Here is a 16,811-nt window from a genome sequence, read left to right as displayed (position 1 = left end):
GGCCATGCAATTCATCCGACAAGATGTGGTCACAGAGGCCGAGGCGCGCCAGATCGGCCAGTTCGACATCGCCTTCTATGGTCGCGACGACCTGGACGACCGCAGTCGCCACTCGGCCGAGCTGACGCGAGCCGCGGCACGTAAGCACTACCGCGTGCAGTACGACCCAGCGGCCTATTCGCTGACGATCGGCGACAAGGTCTTCAAGGTCGATGACCTTGAAGCGGTTTTCCAGCAGTTCCGGGCGCGGTCCATCGTGCTGGATGCGACGACGATGGAGTACCCCGAGATCCTCTACGTGCTCAGCGCCTACCGTCGCGCCGCTGTGCGCCCGCGTTGCGGCTTCTTCTATGTCGAGCCGGAGGGCTATCGCCAGAAGACGTCTGGATCGGCGATCGTTCCAGGCAATGCCTTTGACCTGAGCGAAGGCTTCCGCGGCAACCTGCATTTGCCGCCGTTCTCACGCATGCTCAGCGGCACGAACAAGGCGCACCTCGTGGCCTTCCTCGGCTTCGAAGGCGACCGCTTGATGCGCGTGCTGGACGCCGACGACGGCCACTTCTACGAGCGCGTGAGCATCGTGTTCGGCATCCCGCCGTTCCAGCCCAGTTGGGACCTCCATGCGCTCATGGCCAACTCCAGTCTCCTCGAGCGCAAGAACACGACAGTCTTGTACTGCGGCGCCAACAGCCCACGCGCGGCATACAACCTCCTCGCGGACGCCCACGCCGGGCTTCAGGCAGGGAAGACCAACCGCCTGTGCGTCGCGCCCTTCGGCACCAAGCCTATGGCGCTTGGCGCGGCGCTATACCGCCTTGACCACGAGGTCCTCTCCCCAATCTACGACCATCCGGTGCGCAAGATGGATCGCACCTTTGGTGTCCATCGGCGCCACTGGTACGAGATCGACATGGCCCAGTAGGGCCGACGTGGCTCAGGACTTCACAGGCACCGGCATCTGGATGAGAGAGGCGACGGTGATGTGCTTGGCACACGACCCCTTGGCGGCGGCCTGGCGCCAACCAGTGCCGGCCTCGCTGAGGACCCAGTCCGCCACTCGGGAGTGGTACTTGCGCGGCACTCGAAGCCGGTACACCGCCTCTGTGTAGTGCCGCTGCCCGCGAGTGACCAACGCCTGCCGGCCCATGCAGCGGGTACCCACGCGAGGCAGCAGGATGTCGCTCGCGGCAGCAACTTGGAACCCGTGATCGCGGTCCACGCCGAACTCCACCTCGAGCCCCTCCTGAGGGAAGTCGGACGTGTGGAAACACGAGATGCCCATCTCGCCGAACTGCGACCGCGTGCGGCTGCCTCGGATGACGGAAGCCCCAAGGTCGTGCAAGGTTGTGCAGCCTGCAGCACCGCGGAGGCTGGCGCTCAACGCCTGAAACTCGTGGAACGCGAAGTCCAAACGATGTGTCGCTTCCTGCGGGCTCACCCACCTCTCCGCAACAACATCAAGGTTGTCCCCCGCCAGCTTGCCAACCCTGACGCGCTGCAGCTTTGACTTTCCGAAGCGAGCCACAAGAACAAAGGACTGCACCTCGGCCTTCCAGTCGAAGGCGTTTACGGGCAACTCGAAGCATTCCACCTCGCTCGCCGAGGACAGCAACGCATGACGGAACGCTACGAGCCGCGCATCCTCAGCAATGGGAGCGCCGACGATGAAGGCAGCCTCGCCCGGACGGCGCAGCCGCGCAAGCGACTCGAGCATGAAGTACAGATCCAACTGCACCCAGTCGAAGATCTGCGGAATGCCCGGGCAGAGCTCAGCGAGCCGACGTTGGGCCTCGATGCCAAGCGCCTGCATGCCGTACGGAGGGTTGCCGACCACGCGCGAGTAAAGGCGCCCGCCGAGCAGCGGCGTTAGCTGGCTAGGCGACAGCACATCGCCTTGAAGGAAGCCGGCGCGTGCGTCCAGTGGACCGCGATCCATTAAGCGCCCATCCAGTTCCACACCCAGGTACGAAGCAGGGTTGCGGCCCTCCAGGCAGGCACGCGCCAGATTGCCCGTGCCAGAGCCCAGTTCAAGCCAAGACTCCCGTTCGCCGGACAGCATGTCGACCACGCGACGAGCCAACGCCGGTGGCGTCATCACCTGAGCGCGTTTCTTCTTAGCGGATCGGGTCAGGCGGTATCGCATCAAAGGCCTTCAGGGCTGCACTTCTCGTCGTTTCGGCACGATCTTGAATAGCTGTTCCTTGCGCGTTAGGATATGCCAATATGCCAAGAATTGCAATGGAGCCAAGCGCCGAAGTAGCCCAGGGCAGGACCCTGTTGGCGGCCTACTTGGCGCGGCCTGGCAACTCTGGATCTGATCTTTCACGCAGGAGTGGCGTCCCGCAATACACGGTCTCGAAGTTCCTCACGGGGCGAATCAAGTCTATGACCCCGCCGGTTAAACAGCTGCTGCAATTTGCCGAAATTGGCATAGATGCAGGCTTGACTAAGCTGACTTCGGATCCACGGATTCAGCGCGCGTTGGGAAGTGCTTGGGATGGCACCGAACAGGGCGTCTCCCTGTTGGCCAGTGCCATCAGTGCTCTGGCACCCGTGATCCGGGACGCCAGGCTCAAGTAGCGAGCCCTACATACGTCCCTCCTCCCGCAGGCGTTGACCAAGCTCGTGAGTTCGAGCCTCGCCCCTAAGGCGACGTCATGGCCATGAGGTGGCTGGCAACGCCAGCTCTCGTCCGCCTTCGGCCTCACGGAAGAGTAGTTGATAGAGCCCCGCGCCTCGACGAACCCTTTGGCCGCCCTGTACTCGCCGAGCAGCAGGGTGAGGTCGTAGATGACTTATTGGCTGTGCGCGTCCGCGTAGTCGCCTCAGAACTCATAGGCCATCTCGGCCAACGGCTGTGCTTTCCACCACGCACGCGGCGCCCTGGCAGCAGCTTTCAGTTAGCTAGCCCAGCAAGCCGTTCATGCAATCGAAATTGGCGCGGCAGATCAGATTGCGGCCGGCATGTTCCTGGGTGTCGAGGCCGGCATTGACCATCTCCTTCAGATGAAAGGACAGGGTTGCCGGTGGCCTCCCCAGGGCATCGTGGATGGCGCCAGGGGTCAGCCCAGACTCGCCGACGACATCCAGGGCATGGAAAACCTGCAGCCGCAGCGGCTGGGCCAGATCGGCAAGCCCCTTGATGACAAGCTGCGTGGTGGACTGCCGTGGAGCCCCGTCGTCAGCAGTGGCAGGCCCGGATTATGGCGTTTTCCCATATTCCCACTTCCCTCTGATCCTGCGCGGCCTCGTGAGCAACCGCTGCAGGATGAGAAGCCCGCTTCATAGTGAGAAGTACCAGCTGTTCCTTGAGGAACTCCACACCCTCAGGGCGGATGCTGGGCTGAGTCAGTCGGAGCTGGCGGCGCGGATGCAGGTGGGCCAAGACCTCATCAGCCGCTGTGAGGCCGGCCGCCGTCGCGTCGACGTGTTCGAGCTGGCTCTTTGGACGCATGCCTGCGATACCACCCTCGAAGCCTTCGTCAAGAAGCTGGACGAGCGCATCCAGCGTCACCAACTGCCGAGCCTGCTTTAGCCCGCTCGCTTCAAGAGGCCTTGTCCGCAGTCGTCGCCACAGCGACCTTGGGCCGCGCAATGGCTAGCGGTTTGGCCGAGCCGATGATCAGACCTGCAGCATGCCGAGGTTCAGTTGCCTGGAGGTTGCGGGCCTGTTCCCGCGTCAGACCAGTGGCGAACACGCGCGCCGCCTTCTCCGCCATCTCAGCCGAAATGACGACGAACTTGCCGGGGGCGACTCGGACTCGCTTCATGCGCGGGCCCCGTCACTTGTCGATGAGTGGGTCGACCTGAAATATCTGGCTGAGCCGTGACCGGGTTGGCCTCGCGGCCCGCTTGCCTGCTTTGCCCGGCTTCGCCCGCAGCCGAAGGGCGTCAAGCCGCCGCAGGTCGACATCGAGTTCCTTCAGGAAGCGCAGGAAGCCATAGTCCAAAGCCTCCAGCCAGTCGCGCAGACCGATGACGTCCAGGCGGGTCTGGCCACACTCGACGTAGCTGACCGCACCCTGGCTGCGGCCCAGCAGGAGCGCGAGGTCGGCCTGGCGCAGGCCGCGGGACTCCCGAAGCTTGCGCAGCTTGTCCAGAAAGATCTTGTTGTGGCGGCTGTGCAGGGTTTTGGCCATGGATTTCTCTCAGCCTCCACCGTAGCCCAGGCGACTCCGTATCAAAAATCTGGATATGGCCGCATGCCGCGAAGAATTGCCGTCAGGTCAACAATCCGGTCGCCGAACGCCTCGCTGTTCGCGGCAGCAACCCGATGCTTCTTTCGCTCCCGCAGTACGAGTGTCAGGGCCCGCAGGACCTGGGAGAACCAGGTAGCAGGCATTGGCGGGTCGTGGAGATGCCGCTGGCTCCATCGTTTCTCTTGACGATCGCGCACCCGGATGGAGAGAAGCTCGACCGTGGCATCCGAGGAAATCCGCCGAGGGCCATAGCCGCGTCCAAGCTGCTGCCACCGCTACCGCAGGTCAAGACCAGGGTGCTGCGGTCGCGGTCGCCGCGAACGGGCCGAGGTCGGCGACGCGCCGCGCGGGCGGCTGAATGAGCACGGAACGCTACTTCGAGATCCGCAAAGAGATCGGGCTCGGGTTCTTCAACGGCAGGGAGCAGTACGACCAGCTGATCGAACCTGGTCAGGGCTTCCTCATTTTCAACGGCCGCGACATCTACTGGGTCGTGGACGGTCAAGAGCGGATGTCCGACACCATCAACGAGGCCATCTCGATTTGGCTGGCGCAGGGGCGCATCGAAGAAGTGTGTCAGAGGCCTGCTGCGTGATGCCTGAACGCTACTTCGCGATATGCAAAGTGACTTCGCTGCGTTGTTGCGGCGGCAGTAGGGAGTACAGCCGCGCGCGCATCTGTGAGGTTGGTGCGTGAGGTCGAGCCAACTCGGAGATCTCGTCTTCAGCTTCGCCAATGACAGGGAAGCTTCGGCAGTTGAGGCGCAACCGACCATGGAAGTGCACTCGTGGCGGGTGATCCGAACGCCGTTAAACAAGCTGCATCTGCTGACACTCTGGAATCTGAGCGCCGAGAGCGGCACAGTGCGAGTGAGTTCGACGATCGCAGCCGTCGACAGTGACGCGTGCGTAGTGACCACGTCGTCCGGGCGTCGCTACGAATTGATGTGCCCGCCCGAGACGCGTGAGTTCGAGCGCGATGTGCTGCAGCGTGGAGCGGTCAAGTTGGGCATGGGGGACGCGGTTGACGTCAGCGTGTTCGCCTGGGATCAACTGAGCATCGATTGAAGCCGCACCTCAACATGGAGAGCGTATGACCGTTCCCGCCAGCGTCGCAGCATTCTTAGCCAAGCAGCGTGATCTGCTGGACCGCCTCGAACAGTTCGCCAAGACGCCGGAGTACTGTCGCCTCTTGACAGCAGCGGCCCCCTTGATCGAAGGCGACTTGGATCCATGGCTCGCCGAGTGGCTGATTCAGCCAGTCGTCCGCCTGGATGAGCAGCCAAACGATGAGGCGATCCGGCATGGCGAGCCTCCAATCCACACCGTGTGCCGCCAAGGCGGTGTTGACTTGATCGAGCAGCAAATTGCTCGAATTGCAGCCTTGGCGTCCTACTGGGCCGACGCATGAGCAATGGTTGACCAGCAAGGTCAGAAAGGAAAGCTAATCGACCGGCATCCATGGGCGGCACGGCTACTTTCGCTTCGACTTCTTGGCACTTTCGAGCCTGGCTCGAAGCAACCGCACCTCCTGCTGCAACTCGATGTACAGCACGAGCAGCGCCTGATTTCTTTTCTTTAACCCTGCGACAGTGTCTCTTTGGTCGACCGCCTTGGGCATCGCCGCCGCGCGCTTCTTGGCCGGAGCTTTGGGGCCGTGGATCTTCCCAACCAACGTGGGATGAGCCGCGTAAAGATTCGACCTGCTAACTCCTGCGCGCCGGCAGATCTCCGCGACTGAGAGTTTCTGACCCGGGTTCTCACGCGTGTGAGCGTCAAGCTCTATCTGGATTCGTTCCTTGACCGATAGATCGGTCTGCGCTGGCTTTGCCACTGCCTAGGGTCCTGAGGCGGCCGTCGGGGAGACCCGCGGAAGCAGGTCGGCAACGATTTTCTCGGAATTGGCGCGGCGTCGCTGAACCCAAACGATCGTTTGCTTGGTTAGGTTAGGTCGCTTAAGGAATTCCTCATCGCGGCTCAACCTCGCCTCCCACCACGGCCGGTGTTGATCGGTCACCGCAAAATTTGAACAGGTGGAACAGACATCAGGGGATCGATGGGTTTCATTGGGACCACGGCTGTCGCCATGGCATGCAGACAGCGCTTGGGAGTAAACACAATATCCCCAGTCACACGGCGCAAGTTGAACACCATCATCGATGAGCTTCTCAATCAGTCGTTTTAGCCCCTTTTTCCCTTTGAAGCCCGGCACCAAGGATCTGGTTCTCGAAATGGCATCAGCCGCTTTTCCAGCTGCGCGAGGCGCACTTAGCAGATTCATCAGATTGGTGGCCAGATCTATCCGCCCCTCTTCGGAGAGCATCTTCTGCAGCTCAATATCGTAGCCGGCATAGGACCCATCCGTGATCGTTGAGCTGATATGGCCGAAATGGCGAGCGAGCGGCCCTAGCGCAGACTTATTTCTGATTACAACGAATCTAGCGAAAGTTTTTCTAGCAGCATGCGGATGAATTCTCTTAATTGGCGGCGCCCCAGATCTAAAGGGAGCGACCGCAAATCTTTTCAGATAATTCGTCAGGATTCCAGAATCAGTCCGATGTAACCGACGCCCAGCCTGAAAAAACGTCCCCGTCTGATGAGCTAGCCACAGTGACGTTCGCCCACTGTCCTTCCTCGCATTTGCCGTAATCCTCAAAAGTAGATTGACCGCATCCACGATTTCCTCGCAAGCGATCCATGACCGCTGACGACCGCCTTGCTTGGCCGCGATTCCCCGTACGCGAATGACGTCAATGCCATTTGAATCTTTGGTTTTAACCACACAATTGTGATCGAGACGAGCGAACTCTCCAATGCGAAAACCAATGAGAAAGAGCATAATGACCGAACAGGCACCATATGTTAACGTGGTCGCCGCCCGAAGAAGCTGATAGGTAGTCTTATCTGGCATCTGAAGCATAGAGCGCAAGCGCGCGACCTCTGGCTCATGCTCAAGCTGCAGATAAAGGCGCGTCCTTGCTGCGGATCGAGCTCCCTTGGTTAATCCAACGATTTTCGACTGAGCCCAGATCCTGTCGAGAATCTTGACCACAAATGAGCCGAAACTTTGAACCCAATCAAAGGCGTCGTTTAAGAGTGCCAAGGCAGCTTCTTCCTCGATTGCCTTCCAGCTTGATAGTGGCTTCGCCCTAGACGTCGGGACCTCAAGCGTCAGCGGGTTTACTCGAAGGGGGGCCAAATATCTTGATCGGAGCATCCACATTTGGTTCAGGACATTCGTGCGGAAAATTCGCGTATGTTTTGAGACCGGGCCAGCTCCATCCCCGCGCTGCGAACGCTCCTCCATAAAGGTGTACAGATCATCCGACGTGAGGGAGGAAAATCTCCAAATGTCCCTTTGGGTCATCCAAATTACCAGTTTCCGCACTTCCCAGTAACAGTTCAATACTGTTCCATGCGCCAAATGGTCTACGCCGACTGACCGCTTTTGATCTCTAGGTGCCTCAATCCAGGCATCCATGAAACTCTGGACAGATTTGAGCAAGTAGCTGCGCTGATGTTTGGTTCCGCTTGATATTTGTGCCAACAACGTTTTCCAGTCGATATTTGGCTCGCCGTTATCGCGGTCATAAAGCTCATTCGTAGCTAGAAACCATTTGGTCTTGGTGCGACGCACTATGGTGGAAGTTGTCATTTGCCTATTACTCCAAGCGCGGAATTAGTCGAGGTGACGCCAACGGTTTGGCGCGCTCAAGTATTGGTGCGCTCACCGCAGGGAGGAGTTCATCCACGATCTTGAGTCGGGTAGGCTCATAGATCGCCTCGTAGCGCTTCCACCAGCCTTCCACTTGAGAACGAGTTCGGGCCTCCTCCAACGCCTCGGCAGAGGAAAGCAGGCGAGCCACGACCGAAACGTCGTCAAGTGGAATGACAGCACCAGGGCAAGCTGAGCAGCCGAAGAACTTGACGCACATGCTTCCGCGGATGCTGCCCGGCGCTATTCCTGCGAGCGGATCCTTGCACCTGAATCCGAAGGTTGTTTCCATGCCTTGAGTAGGAATATCGAGATCCGGTCTCTCCGCCTCTTTTTCCTGATCAAAGGAACGAACGCCCTTAGCCAATTGAACAAATTTCACTTGATGCGCGTGAATTACCTGCTCTTCTCGATCCAAAACGGACTGCGTTGCCGTATAGCGCCGGGTGGTTGAAGGCTCTTCATGATTCAACCGATCTTGCGCATCTCGCTCACTACCGCGCACGGCTTGGACTACCTGAGCTCCAGTGCGGCGCAAATCCCGGAACTGAAATTGAGGCAACGAATGTCTTTCAATGAACGCTCTCAGTTCTTGCAGCAATGCTTCTTTGCCCGGCATTCCGACCGTCCTGGTGTACCAGCGGTAGCAAATGAAGAGCTTATTCCGACTGTTTCGAACGGCCCGCGACCTCAGCTCATCGGTGAGCCTATTCAGCCTGCGAACCAAATTTGGCGCGCTCCATTCCTTTCCTTTCGGAAAGTCTGCACGCTGTTCACGTGAGCTACGCTTCTTGAGCCAGATTATCCGTTCTATATCATCCCGAATTGGATGATTTATGACGCAATTCGATTCGGCAATCTTTATAGATTCCGGATTTCCGCTTGATTGAGCCAAAATCGCAACGAGAAAAGGCAATAGGTCTTTTGGAGAAAGATACGCAACGTCAGCTATACGACGCGAGCCACCAAACCTTTCGACTCTTCGTGAAAGTGCTCCGCCGGCGCGATGGTAGGCTGGCTGCTTGGCAAAGCGACCCTTTCCAGCGATCATTAGGTCGCGGGTTAAACTTAGAAAATCCCGCTCCTCAGGGGATTCTGTTTTTCCGGAATAGATTCTTCGAACTTGCGCTCGTTCTTTCTCTGTTCGCTCAATGTCGTCGTAGCACGCGCGCAATATTTCTTTAAGCAGGGGCTCGGGGATCCCGGCTTTTGCCACCCCGAATTCGAGTTTTCGAATTTTCGGAACTACTAGACTGAGATCCTTGGCGACAATATTTGGTGTATTTCTCTCACACCATGCCAGCAGCTGACGAACTTTGGTAAGCGAGACTTGTGCACTGGGGCCCAATGATGACTTATCAAGCCAATCAGCAAAAGTCGACAGCACGTCTCTTGAAAGTGGAAACTGATCGATGATTCCAAGTTCCAACAGGCATCTCGACAGCTTTCTTAGCGCTATGAATGCTTTGCTTTGGGTTTCTATACTTCGGTGACCTAAATTTGCCTCAAGCGATCTTCGAAGCGCTCGAGAAATACCAAAAGGCAATCCAAGTTCTGCAAAATCAAATATGAATGGATCCATCCCTTCTCTCGGGATTTTGTAAACGAGCAAGGCAAGTCGCGGCGCACCCATATTTATCTCTCAAAAAGGGAATCGAGCGCGTTCATAACCGCTTCGTTTGTAATTGATGCGGCCTGGGTATATATCTCCGAGGTTTCCGAGTTCGCGTGACCGAGGAGTATCTGAAGCGTCTTGAGTGGGTTAACTTCTTCGTCCTTCAGCCTGTGGCGTTCGAGGCTGCTGTGCACTTTTATTGCGAAGGTATGCCTCAAGTGATGCAATGTCGCTCTACTCCCTATTCGGTCGGCGACCTTTCTAAATTCCCTGCTGAGCATTTGGCGTGAGATTTCATTGCCAGCGTCAGACAGAAATGTCAGGCCTTTAAACTGCAAGCTCGATGGATTTGGACGCTCCGTCAGGACATACCAGTTCGTCTCTTCGACGAGAGCTGATGGTGCGTAGACGGTAACTTCTCGCGATCCCTTTCTGAGAAGCTGGAATGAGGCCAATCCACCGTCATTAAGTGCGATCTGTTCTGGTGTCGGTAGGAGGGCCTCTCGCAAGCTGCAGACCTCGAATCTGCGGAAGCCCGTCGCTACTGACCACTTCCACATCAATCGATACGGCATGGGCGCAAGGCGCATGAGCCGTCGAATCTCTTCTTCTGAGAGCGACACAGGCAGGCGCTTGATAGTGCGCGTGCTGGACCGAGGACCACCTCTGCTGAGACGTCCTACGCCGCCATTCCAGGTGCCACCACGTCCATAGTTCGATTCAACTAGGAAGGCCCCGAACGGCGATCCAAGGACTCCGCGTTGCTCGCCCCACAGGTGGAACAGCTCCGGCACGACGATCCGCAAATTGACTGTCGCACTGGAATAGCCTTGACGGTCCGACATTCGGACGTGACTGACCTTCGCGCGGTAAAGCCCGTGAGTCTCTTCATCAACGTCCTCAAGGGCAATGCGCTTCCCGCGCAAGTACCGCAGCCAAGGAAGAAGTGCTTCACCGTAGGTCCGGACCGTGTCACCGCAGATTGACTTGCTGCGAAGGGCTGTGAACCCAAGGAACATCGTGGCCTCCCAACAGGGCAGGCCTGATGGATCTTCGATGACCGCAAGCAGCGGCAAGTCGCTGCAGTTTCGCGGGACCTCATCAAGGTCTTCGATTTCCGGAACCAGCTCGCGTAGGAGTCCAAGGTCTCCTGCGATACGCTGCGGATCAATGAGCACTAAGCGAAAGTCATTCGCGTTCGGCATGGCAAGCCTCCGTTTCAAGGCGAACCGTAGCCGCGTGGCTCACATTCAGGACCGGACGGACAGTCTTGTACACCTAATGCCCGAATTTCCCCGCGCCGCGCTGGAAGCCCTGCGCGAGCCGCTGGAGACCGGCCGCATCCTGATCTCGCGCGCCGCCCGCCAGGCCGAGTTCCCGGCGCGCTTCCAGCTCGTCGCCGCGATGAACCCCTGCCCCTGTGGTCATCTGGGCAGTCCCCTGAAAGCCTGCCGCTGCTCGCCGGACCAGGTCTCACGCTACCAGGGCCGGCTCAGCGGTCCCTTCCTCGACCGGCTCGACCTGCTCATCGAAGTGGCTGCCGTGCCGCCGCGCGACCTGCAGGACCTGGCCCCGGGCGAGCCCAGCGCCGTCGTCGCGGAACGGGTCGCCGCAGCGCGTGAGCGGGCCGTGGCGCGCCAGGGCGTGGCCAACGCCCAGCTGCAGGCCCAGGACCTGGCCGAACATGCGGTGCTGGAGCCCGCAGCCAAGGCTTTGCTGGAGCGCTCGGCCGAGCGCCTGGGCTGGTCGGCACGCAGCTTTCACCGCGTGCTGCGCGTGGCCCGCACGGTGGCCGATCTGGCGGGAGCGGCGGCGATTGGCAGCGCCCATGTCGCCGAAGCCATCCAGCTCCGCCGGGGGCTGCCCGGGCAGGCGGGCTGACCATGCGCCGCCGCATCGGGCTGGCGCTCGGGCTGGCCACCGCGCTGCTGCTGGCGGCGATCGCGGTGCCGTCGCAGGCCGCGACGATCAGCATTGCCGTGCCCAGCGGCCCGGTCGCCCTGCCGCTGCTGGTCGCCATCGAGCAGCACCTGTTCCAGGCCGAGGGGCTGGACGTCGTACGCATTCCCTGCAACAGCGGCAAAGCCTGCCTGGCCGCGCTGCGCTCTGGCGTCGCCGAAGTCGCCGCGGGCGCCGAATTTGCCGTCGCGATGACGGCTGCGCAGACACCGGCCGTCACCATCCTGGCGTCCATCGGCGAGTCGACCGCTCAGATCAAGCTCATCGCCAGCCGGCGCGCCGGCGTGCGCGAGAGCCGGGACATGGCCGGCAAGCGCATCGCCACGGTGGCGGGCACCTCGGCCGAGTACTTCCTGGACCGCTGGCTCACCTATCAAGGCATCGACCCCGACCGCGTCAAGCTGAGCTTCGCCGAGCCCGGCGCGTTGGGCGATCTCGTGCAGCAGGGCAAGGCCGCCGCGGCGGTCGTGTGGGAGCCGGAGGCGGCCCGCATCGAGGAGCGGCTTGGCGCCGATTCGATCCGCCTGCCCTCGGCCCATGTCTACACCCAGCACTTCTGCATCGTCGCCCAGGCCCGCGCCGTCGAACGGGACCGGCCGCGTTTCGAGAAGGTCCTGCGCGCCCTGCTGCGGGCCCAGCGCTTCATCGCAGAGTCGCCCAACGAGGCCCAGGCCATCCTGGCGGCCAACCTGAAGGTCAGCGCCGCGGTGGCGCAGCGCCTGATGGCCGAACAGGACTACCGGCTCGCCCTGCATACCTCGCTGCCGGCGACGATGCTCAGCCAGATCCGCTGGCAACTGGGCCAGGACGGCAAGGCGACGGAACCGGTCCCTTCCATGCAGCAGCTGATCGACGCCCGCCCGCTGCAGTCACTCGCCCCGGGCTCGGTCACGCTGACACGATGAGGTTCGCCTTGAACGCACGACGCCTGCTGGCATTGCTGGTGGCATGGCTGGCAGGTACCGTCACCGCGGCGCCGCTGACCGTGGCGGTGTCCCGGTCGCCGCATTCGCTGCCGGTGCTGGTGGCCCTGTCCGAGGGGCTGTTCGAGGCCGAAGGCCTGACGGTCAAGGCCATCGAGGCGCCCAGCGGCCGCCGCTGCCTGAAGCTGATGGCCGAAGGCCAGGCCGACCTCGGCACGGCCGCCGACACCGCCATCGCCTTCGAATCCTTCGAACGCACCGATTTCTCCGTCATCGCGACCTTCTCCAGTACATCCAGCGACGTCGAGCTGGTCACCCGCCGCAGCGCGGGCATCAAGACCGCCCGCGACCTCGTCGGCAAGCGCGTCGGCGTCGTCAAAGGCACCTCGGCGCAATACTTCCTGGACACCTTCCTGCTCAACAACGATGTTGATCCCAAGAACGTCCTGCAGGTCGCCATCCAGCCCGAGGGCGCGCTGGACGCCATGGCCGCCGGCCAGGTGGATGCAGTGGCCGTCTTCCAGCCCTTTGCCTATGCGGCGGCGCACAGCCCGCGCGTGAATGGTGTCGTGCTCAGCGAATCCGGGGACTACAAGCAGACCTTCAACCTCGTGGTCCAGACGAGCGTCCTGAAGGCGCGGCGGCCCGACCTGGAGCGCTTCCTCAAGGCCATCCACCGCGCCAACGAATTCATCCGCGCCCAGCCACGCCGGGCCGAGGCCATCTTCGTGAACCGGCTGGGCGTCGAGCCCGGCTTTGCGCGCTGGTCGATGCAGCGCACCCACGCCGAGCTGTCCCTGGACGAGGCCTTGCTGCGCACGCTGCAGTCGCAGGCGAACTGGGCGGTGAGGGAGGGCTATGCCACCGGCAGAAAGCCTGCCGATTACCGCACCCTGGTCGACGCCGCGCCGCTGCGCGCCGTGCTGCCCAACGCCGTCGGCCTGCCTCGCTGACCTGCACCACCATGAAGATCCGCTCCCTCTTCATTGCCGCTGGGGCCGTTGCCGCGCTGGTGGGCACGTCGGCCATCGTCGCGATGTGGACGGCCACCCGGCTGGAAGGCCGCGCGGAAGCCCAGCAGCAACGGGCGCAGCAGGTGGCGCGCGACGTGGCAGGCCTGGTCGGCGCGACCTACGTGTTCCAGCGCGAGCGCGACGAGCTCTCGATCTCGGAATGGAAGAGCTGGCACGCCAACATCGTGCGTGACCTGGCAGGCGCCGATCTTCAGGGATCAGCGCATGCCGAAGTCGAATTGCTGAGAGACGCGGCCGGCCGGCTGCCTGCTCTCTTTGAGCGCGCGCTGAAGACGGCGGCCGCGCCAGACAGCGACTTCCAGCGCCGCCGCCACGACCAGGCCTTCGAGCTGCTGCTCGGCGACACCCAAGCCATGGCGGACGCGGCCTTCCGCTGGTCACGCAACGCTGGCGACGCGCGCAGGCTCGCGGAGGACGTGCACGAGCAGGTCACCATGGCCGCGGTAGTCGCCTTCAGCATGCTGCTGGTCGTGCTGGCCAGTGTTGGTGTGCGCCGCGTGCTGCGGCCGCTGGCCCTGCTCACGCAGGCCACCGAGGCCCTCGAGCGCGGCGAGCAGGTGCCGTTGTTCGGCAGCACGGCCCGGGACGAGCTCGGCACCCTCAAGCGCCGCTTTGACGCCATGACCATCGCCCTGCAGCGCCGCACGGGCGAGCTGCGCGAAGCCGAGCAACGCATGCGCGCCGTTGCGGACAACGTCCCCGTGCTCATCACCGAGTTCGATGCCGGCGCCCGCATCGTGTTCGCCAATGCAACGGCCGGGCGGATCTACGGCGTGCCGGCCGAAGCGCTTGTCGGCAAGCATGTCAGCGACGTGCGCGGCGAGGACGGGGCGCGGCAACTGCAACCCCACATCGAGGCTGTGCTGCAGGGTCAGTCCGTCGAGTTCGACAGCACGCAGGCACTGCCCGGGGCGCAGCGGCATTTCCATCAACTCTATGTACCCAGGCGCGACGCGTTCGACACGGTGGTGGGCTTCTATTCGGTGTCGATGGACATCACCGAACGCAAGGCCGCCGAGCTGGCCGTCCAGGCTTCGGAACATCGGCTGAAGGACATCACGGACAACATCCCCGTCGTGGTCTCCCACTTCGACAAGGACCTGCGCGCGGACTTTGGCAACCTGGCCGCCGAGCGCGTGCTGCGCCGCCCCATCTCCGAGCTGCTGGGCCAGACCTTCCGCGAGATCCGGGGAGACGCGGTGTGGGAGATCGCCAAGCCCCATATCGACGCCGTGATGCAAGGGCAGCCCCGCCAGTTCGAATCCTTCGTGACCCATGGCGATGGCACCCTGTACTTCGCGCAACGCTATGTGCCCGACGTCGATGCGGCCGGCCAGGTCCAGGGCTTCTATTCCGTCTCCTTCGACATCACGGAGCGGCGCCAGGCCGAGGCGAAGCTGGCCGAAAGCGAGAAACGGTTGCGTGACATCGCCGACAACCTGCCGGTGATGATTTCCTATATCGACAAGGACCAGCGCCTGCTGTTCCTGAACGAGACCTTCAGCAAGTGGACGGGCCTGGATCACCGCACCACCGTCGGCAAGACCGTGGCGGAGGCCGTGCCGGCGGCGCTGTACGAACAGCGCCGCGAGCACCTGGCGCGGGCGCTTGGCGGCGAGCGTGTCGAGTTCCATGTCGAATCCACGGCGGCCGGCGCGGCCCGCTCGCTGCACAACCTCTACCTGCCCGACATCGCCGAGGACGGCTCAGTCCGCGGCCTCTATGCGCTCAGCACGGACGTGACCGAACGCCGGCAGCTCGAGCGCCAGCTTGCCGAGCTGGCCCGCACCGACGCCCTCACCGGGCTGCCCAACCGCTACAGCTTCAACGAGCAGCTGGCCGCGGTGATCAAGCGGGCCCACCGGGCGCAAAGCTTCACGGCGCTGCTGTTCCTCGACATCGACCGGTTCAAGCTCATCAACGACAGCCATGGCCACGGTGTCGGCGACGAGGTGCTGCGCGAGTTTGCGCGGCGGCTGCAGCAACTGGTCAGGGGCACCGACTTTGTCGGCCGGCTGGCGGGTGATGAATTCGTCGTCGTGCTGGAAGGCCTGCGCGCTGCCACCGAGGCCGAGATCGTCGCCGGCAAGATCATCGAGGCCATCAACCGGCCGTTTGCCACATCGGCCGGCGAACTGTCGATAGCGACGAGCATCGGCATCGCCGTTCACCCGCGCGACGAACTCGGCGGCGAGGAACTGCTCGGCCGGGCCGACCAGGCCCTGTATCTCGCCAAGGGCGCGGGGCGCAACCAGTACCGGTTGCACGCGTCGTAGCGGGCCTCGTCAGGGCCTGACGAGCTGGCCGTCCCGCTCGCGCACCGTGTCGCCGGCCCTCAGCATGGGATCGGCGCCGAGTTCGACGCGGTGCATCTGGCCGTGGCGATCGACGACCTGCGCGACCCAGACGGTGGACTTCTTGGCGTTCTTCTCGACCTCATTACCGGCATAGCCGCCAGCGGCAGCCCCGCCGACGGTCGCCAGCTTCTTGCCGGTGCCGCCGCCCACCTGGTTGCCCAGCAGGCCGCCAATGACGGCACCACCCACGACACCCAGGCCGCTGCCCTTGCCCTTGCGGGTCTCGCTGTGGATTTCCTGCACCCACAAGCAGCCGTCGCAGAGCGCGCTGCGCTGAGCCTGCGTCGGGACGGACAGCACCGGGGCCGGGTTGTCCTCGGCGCGAACGGAAGTGGACAGGGTGGCCGCCAGGGCCGCGGTGGCAATCAGCAACTTCATCGCATCACTCCTTGGAACCCGCCCTGCCCTGGCTTCGCGCCGCGTCAGGCGCGCACGAAGCCGTTCTCGGTCAGCCTGACCTCATCGCCGACGCGCAGGCCCGGGTCGGCGCTGCGCTCGAAGCGGCGCAGACGGCCATCACGCTCGCGCACCTGCACGATCCAGACGTTGTAGCTCTTCTGGTTCTTCTCGATCTCGTTGCCGGCATAACCGCCACCCACGGCGCCCGCCACGGTGGCGAGCTTCTTGCCGTTGCCGCCACCCACCATATTGCCCAGCAGGCCGCCGACGACGGCGCCGCCCACGGCACCGACGCCGCTGCCCTTGCCACGGCGCGCCTCGGTATGCACGTCGGTCACGCGGCCGCAGCTGTCGCACAGCGCGGGCGGGGCCTGGGTTTCAACCACGGGCGCCGGCTGGGCCTGGCGTACCGGGTCGGCACTGGCCAGCCGTTGCGGTGCGGCGGTGGTCTGCTGCTGTGTCGTCGCGGCAATCGGCTCACTGGTGACCGTCTGCGACCGGCCCACTGCATAGGCGCCACCGAGCAGCGCCAGCACGACGGCGACGCCGGCGACGATCTGCGTGGACTTGACGGAATTCATGGGGGTCGACATGGGGCCTCCGATGTGGTT

General features: G+C 62.5%; 17 protein-coding genes and 1 pseudogene. 9 read left to right on the top strand and 9 right to left on the bottom strand.

Going from position 1 to position 16,811, the window contains the following annotated elements:
• Nucleotides 1-4: 4 nt before the first annotated feature.
• Nucleotides 5-922: a hypothetical protein gene (locus tag ASC91_RS03645; RefSeq protein WP_157281091.1), complete on the top strand. Its 918-nt coding sequence runs from the start codon at nucleotides 5-7 to the stop codon at nucleotides 920-922.
• A gap of 12 nt (nucleotides 923-934) precedes the next feature.
• Here ASC91_RS03645 and ASC91_RS03640 read toward each other — a convergent pair whose 3' ends face one another.
• Together ASC91_RS03640 and ASC91_RS03630 are read right to left on the bottom strand one after the other, a co-directional pair.
• Nucleotides 935-2,143 (bottom strand): hypothetical protein, encoded by a 1,209-nt coding sequence (locus ASC91_RS03640; protein WP_157281089.1) that lies wholly within the window; start codon nucleotides 2,141-2,143, stop codon nucleotides 935-937.
• 761 nt (nucleotides 2,144-2,904) lie between these two features.
• The gene (locus ASC91_RS03630; RefSeq protein WP_082532386.1) at nucleotides 2,905-3,144 is read right to left on the bottom strand and encodes a helix-turn-helix transcriptional regulator; all 240 of its coding nucleotides are present in this window, start codon (nucleotides 3,142-3,144) and stop codon (nucleotides 2,905-2,907) included.
• Here ASC91_RS03630 and ASC91_RS30755 point away from each other — a divergent pair.
• A complete protein-coding gene (locus tag ASC91_RS30755) occupies nucleotides 3,050-3,535 on the top strand; it encodes a helix-turn-helix domain-containing protein (protein WP_082532385.1) in 486 nt (161 codons plus the stop codon). The genes ASC91_RS03630 and ASC91_RS30755 overlap by 95 nt on opposite strands.
• Nucleotides 3,536-3,782: 247 nt before the next feature.
• Here ASC91_RS30755 and ASC91_RS03615 read toward each other — a convergent pair whose 3' ends face one another.
• Nucleotides 3,783-4,139: a helix-turn-helix domain-containing protein gene (locus ASC91_RS03615; protein WP_056192216.1), complete on the bottom strand. Its 357-nt coding sequence runs from the start codon at nucleotides 4,137-4,139 to the stop codon at nucleotides 3,783-3,785.
• A 418-nt stretch (nucleotides 4,140-4,557) separates the two neighbouring features.
• Here ASC91_RS03615 and ASC91_RS03610 point away from each other — a divergent pair, with 418 nt between their 5' ends.
• The 3 genes from ASC91_RS03610 to ASC91_RS03600 all read left to right on the top strand — a co-directional run bounded on the left by ASC91_RS03610 (nucleotide 4,558) and on the right by ASC91_RS03600 (nucleotide 5,609).
• Nucleotides 4,558-4,794 carry a hypothetical protein gene (locus tag ASC91_RS03610; protein WP_056192213.1) on the top strand — a complete coding sequence of 79 codons (237 nt, stop codon included), beginning with the start codon at nucleotides 4,558-4,560 and terminating at the stop codon, nucleotides 4,792-4,794.
• 178 nt (nucleotides 4,795-4,972) lie between these two features.
• On the top strand, nucleotides 4,973-5,266 hold the full coding sequence (locus ASC91_RS03605) for a hypothetical protein (protein WP_056192210.1): 294 nt from the start codon (nucleotides 4,973-4,975) through the stop codon (nucleotides 5,264-5,266).
• A 25-nt stretch (nucleotides 5,267-5,291) separates the two neighbouring features.
• A complete protein-coding gene (locus ASC91_RS03600) occupies nucleotides 5,292-5,609 on the top strand; it encodes a hypothetical protein (RefSeq protein ID WP_056192208.1) in 318 nt (105 codons plus the stop codon).
• A 63-nt stretch (nucleotides 5,610-5,672) separates the two neighbouring features.
• Here the strand turns inward: ASC91_RS03600 and ASC91_RS30155 are convergent, their stop codons facing one another.
• The 4 genes from ASC91_RS30155 to ASC91_RS28695 form a co-directional block, all read right to left on the bottom strand.
• Nucleotides 5,673-5,873, bottom strand: coding sequence for a hypothetical protein (locus tag ASC91_RS30155; RefSeq protein ID WP_056192204.1), 201 nt, complete (start codon nucleotides 5,871-5,873; stop codon nucleotides 5,673-5,675).
• A 162-nt stretch (nucleotides 5,874-6,035) separates the two neighbouring features.
• The gene (locus ASC91_RS29205) at nucleotides 6,036-7,853 is read right to left on the bottom strand and encodes a site-specific integrase (protein WP_157281087.1); all 1,818 of its coding nucleotides are present in this window, start codon (nucleotides 7,851-7,853) and stop codon (nucleotides 6,036-6,038) included.
• Nucleotides 7,854-7,860: 7 nt separating this feature from the next.
• Complete coding sequence (locus ASC91_RS29200; protein ID WP_157281085.1) at nucleotides 7,861-9,546, bottom strand: hypothetical protein; 1,686 nt, start codon at nucleotides 9,544-9,546, stop codon at nucleotides 7,861-7,863.
• A 2-nt stretch (nucleotides 9,547-9,548) separates the two neighbouring features.
• Nucleotides 9,549-10,733 (bottom strand): tyrosine-type recombinase/integrase, encoded by a 1,185-nt coding sequence (locus ASC91_RS28695; RefSeq protein ID WP_082532384.1) that lies wholly within the window; start codon nucleotides 10,731-10,733, stop codon nucleotides 9,549-9,551.
• A 76-nt stretch (nucleotides 10,734-10,809) separates the two neighbouring features.
• Between ASC91_RS28695 and ASC91_RS03590 the strand changes: the two are divergent.
• From ASC91_RS03590 to ASC91_RS03575, 4 genes and pseudogenes are all read left to right on the top strand, one after another.
• Nucleotides 10,810-11,409 (top strand): annotated as a pseudogene (locus ASC91_RS03590) (ATP-binding protein); the annotation flags it as partial.
• Nucleotides 11,410-11,411: 2 nt separating this feature from the next.
• Entirely contained in the window at nucleotides 11,412-12,392 is a 981-nt protein-coding gene (locus tag ASC91_RS03585) for an ABC transporter substrate-binding protein (RefSeq protein ID WP_056192196.1), read from the top strand.
• 8 nt (nucleotides 12,393-12,400) lie between these two features.
• Nucleotides 12,401-13,363, top strand: coding sequence for an ABC transporter substrate-binding protein (locus ASC91_RS03580; RefSeq protein WP_162247731.1), 963 nt, complete (start codon nucleotides 12,401-12,403; stop codon nucleotides 13,361-13,363).
• 11 nt (nucleotides 13,364-13,374) lie between these two features.
• Nucleotides 13,375-15,720, top strand: coding sequence for a diguanylate cyclase domain-containing protein (locus ASC91_RS03575; protein WP_056192185.1), 2,346 nt, complete (start codon nucleotides 13,375-13,377; stop codon nucleotides 15,718-15,720).
• A gap of 9 nt (nucleotides 15,721-15,729) precedes the next feature.
• Here the strand turns inward: ASC91_RS03575 and ASC91_RS30750 are convergent, their stop codons facing one another.
• A complete protein-coding gene (locus ASC91_RS30750; protein WP_056192179.1) occupies nucleotides 15,730-16,179 on the bottom strand; it encodes a glycine zipper 2TM domain-containing protein in 450 nt (149 codons plus the stop codon).
• Nucleotides 16,180-16,223: 44 nt separating this feature from the next.
• Nucleotides 16,224-16,793: a glycine zipper 2TM domain-containing protein gene (locus tag ASC91_RS30745; RefSeq protein WP_056192176.1), complete on the bottom strand. Its 570-nt coding sequence runs from the start codon at nucleotides 16,791-16,793 to the stop codon at nucleotides 16,224-16,226.
• Between the last annotated feature and the right edge of the window lie 18 nt (nucleotides 16,794-16,811).

This window comes from Pelomonas sp. Root1237 (assembly GCF_001425055.1).
Lineage (GTDB): Bacteria > Pseudomonadota > Gammaproteobacteria > Burkholderiales > Burkholderiaceae_C > Pelomonas.
This window is presented reverse-complemented; position numbering and strand designations above follow the sequence as displayed.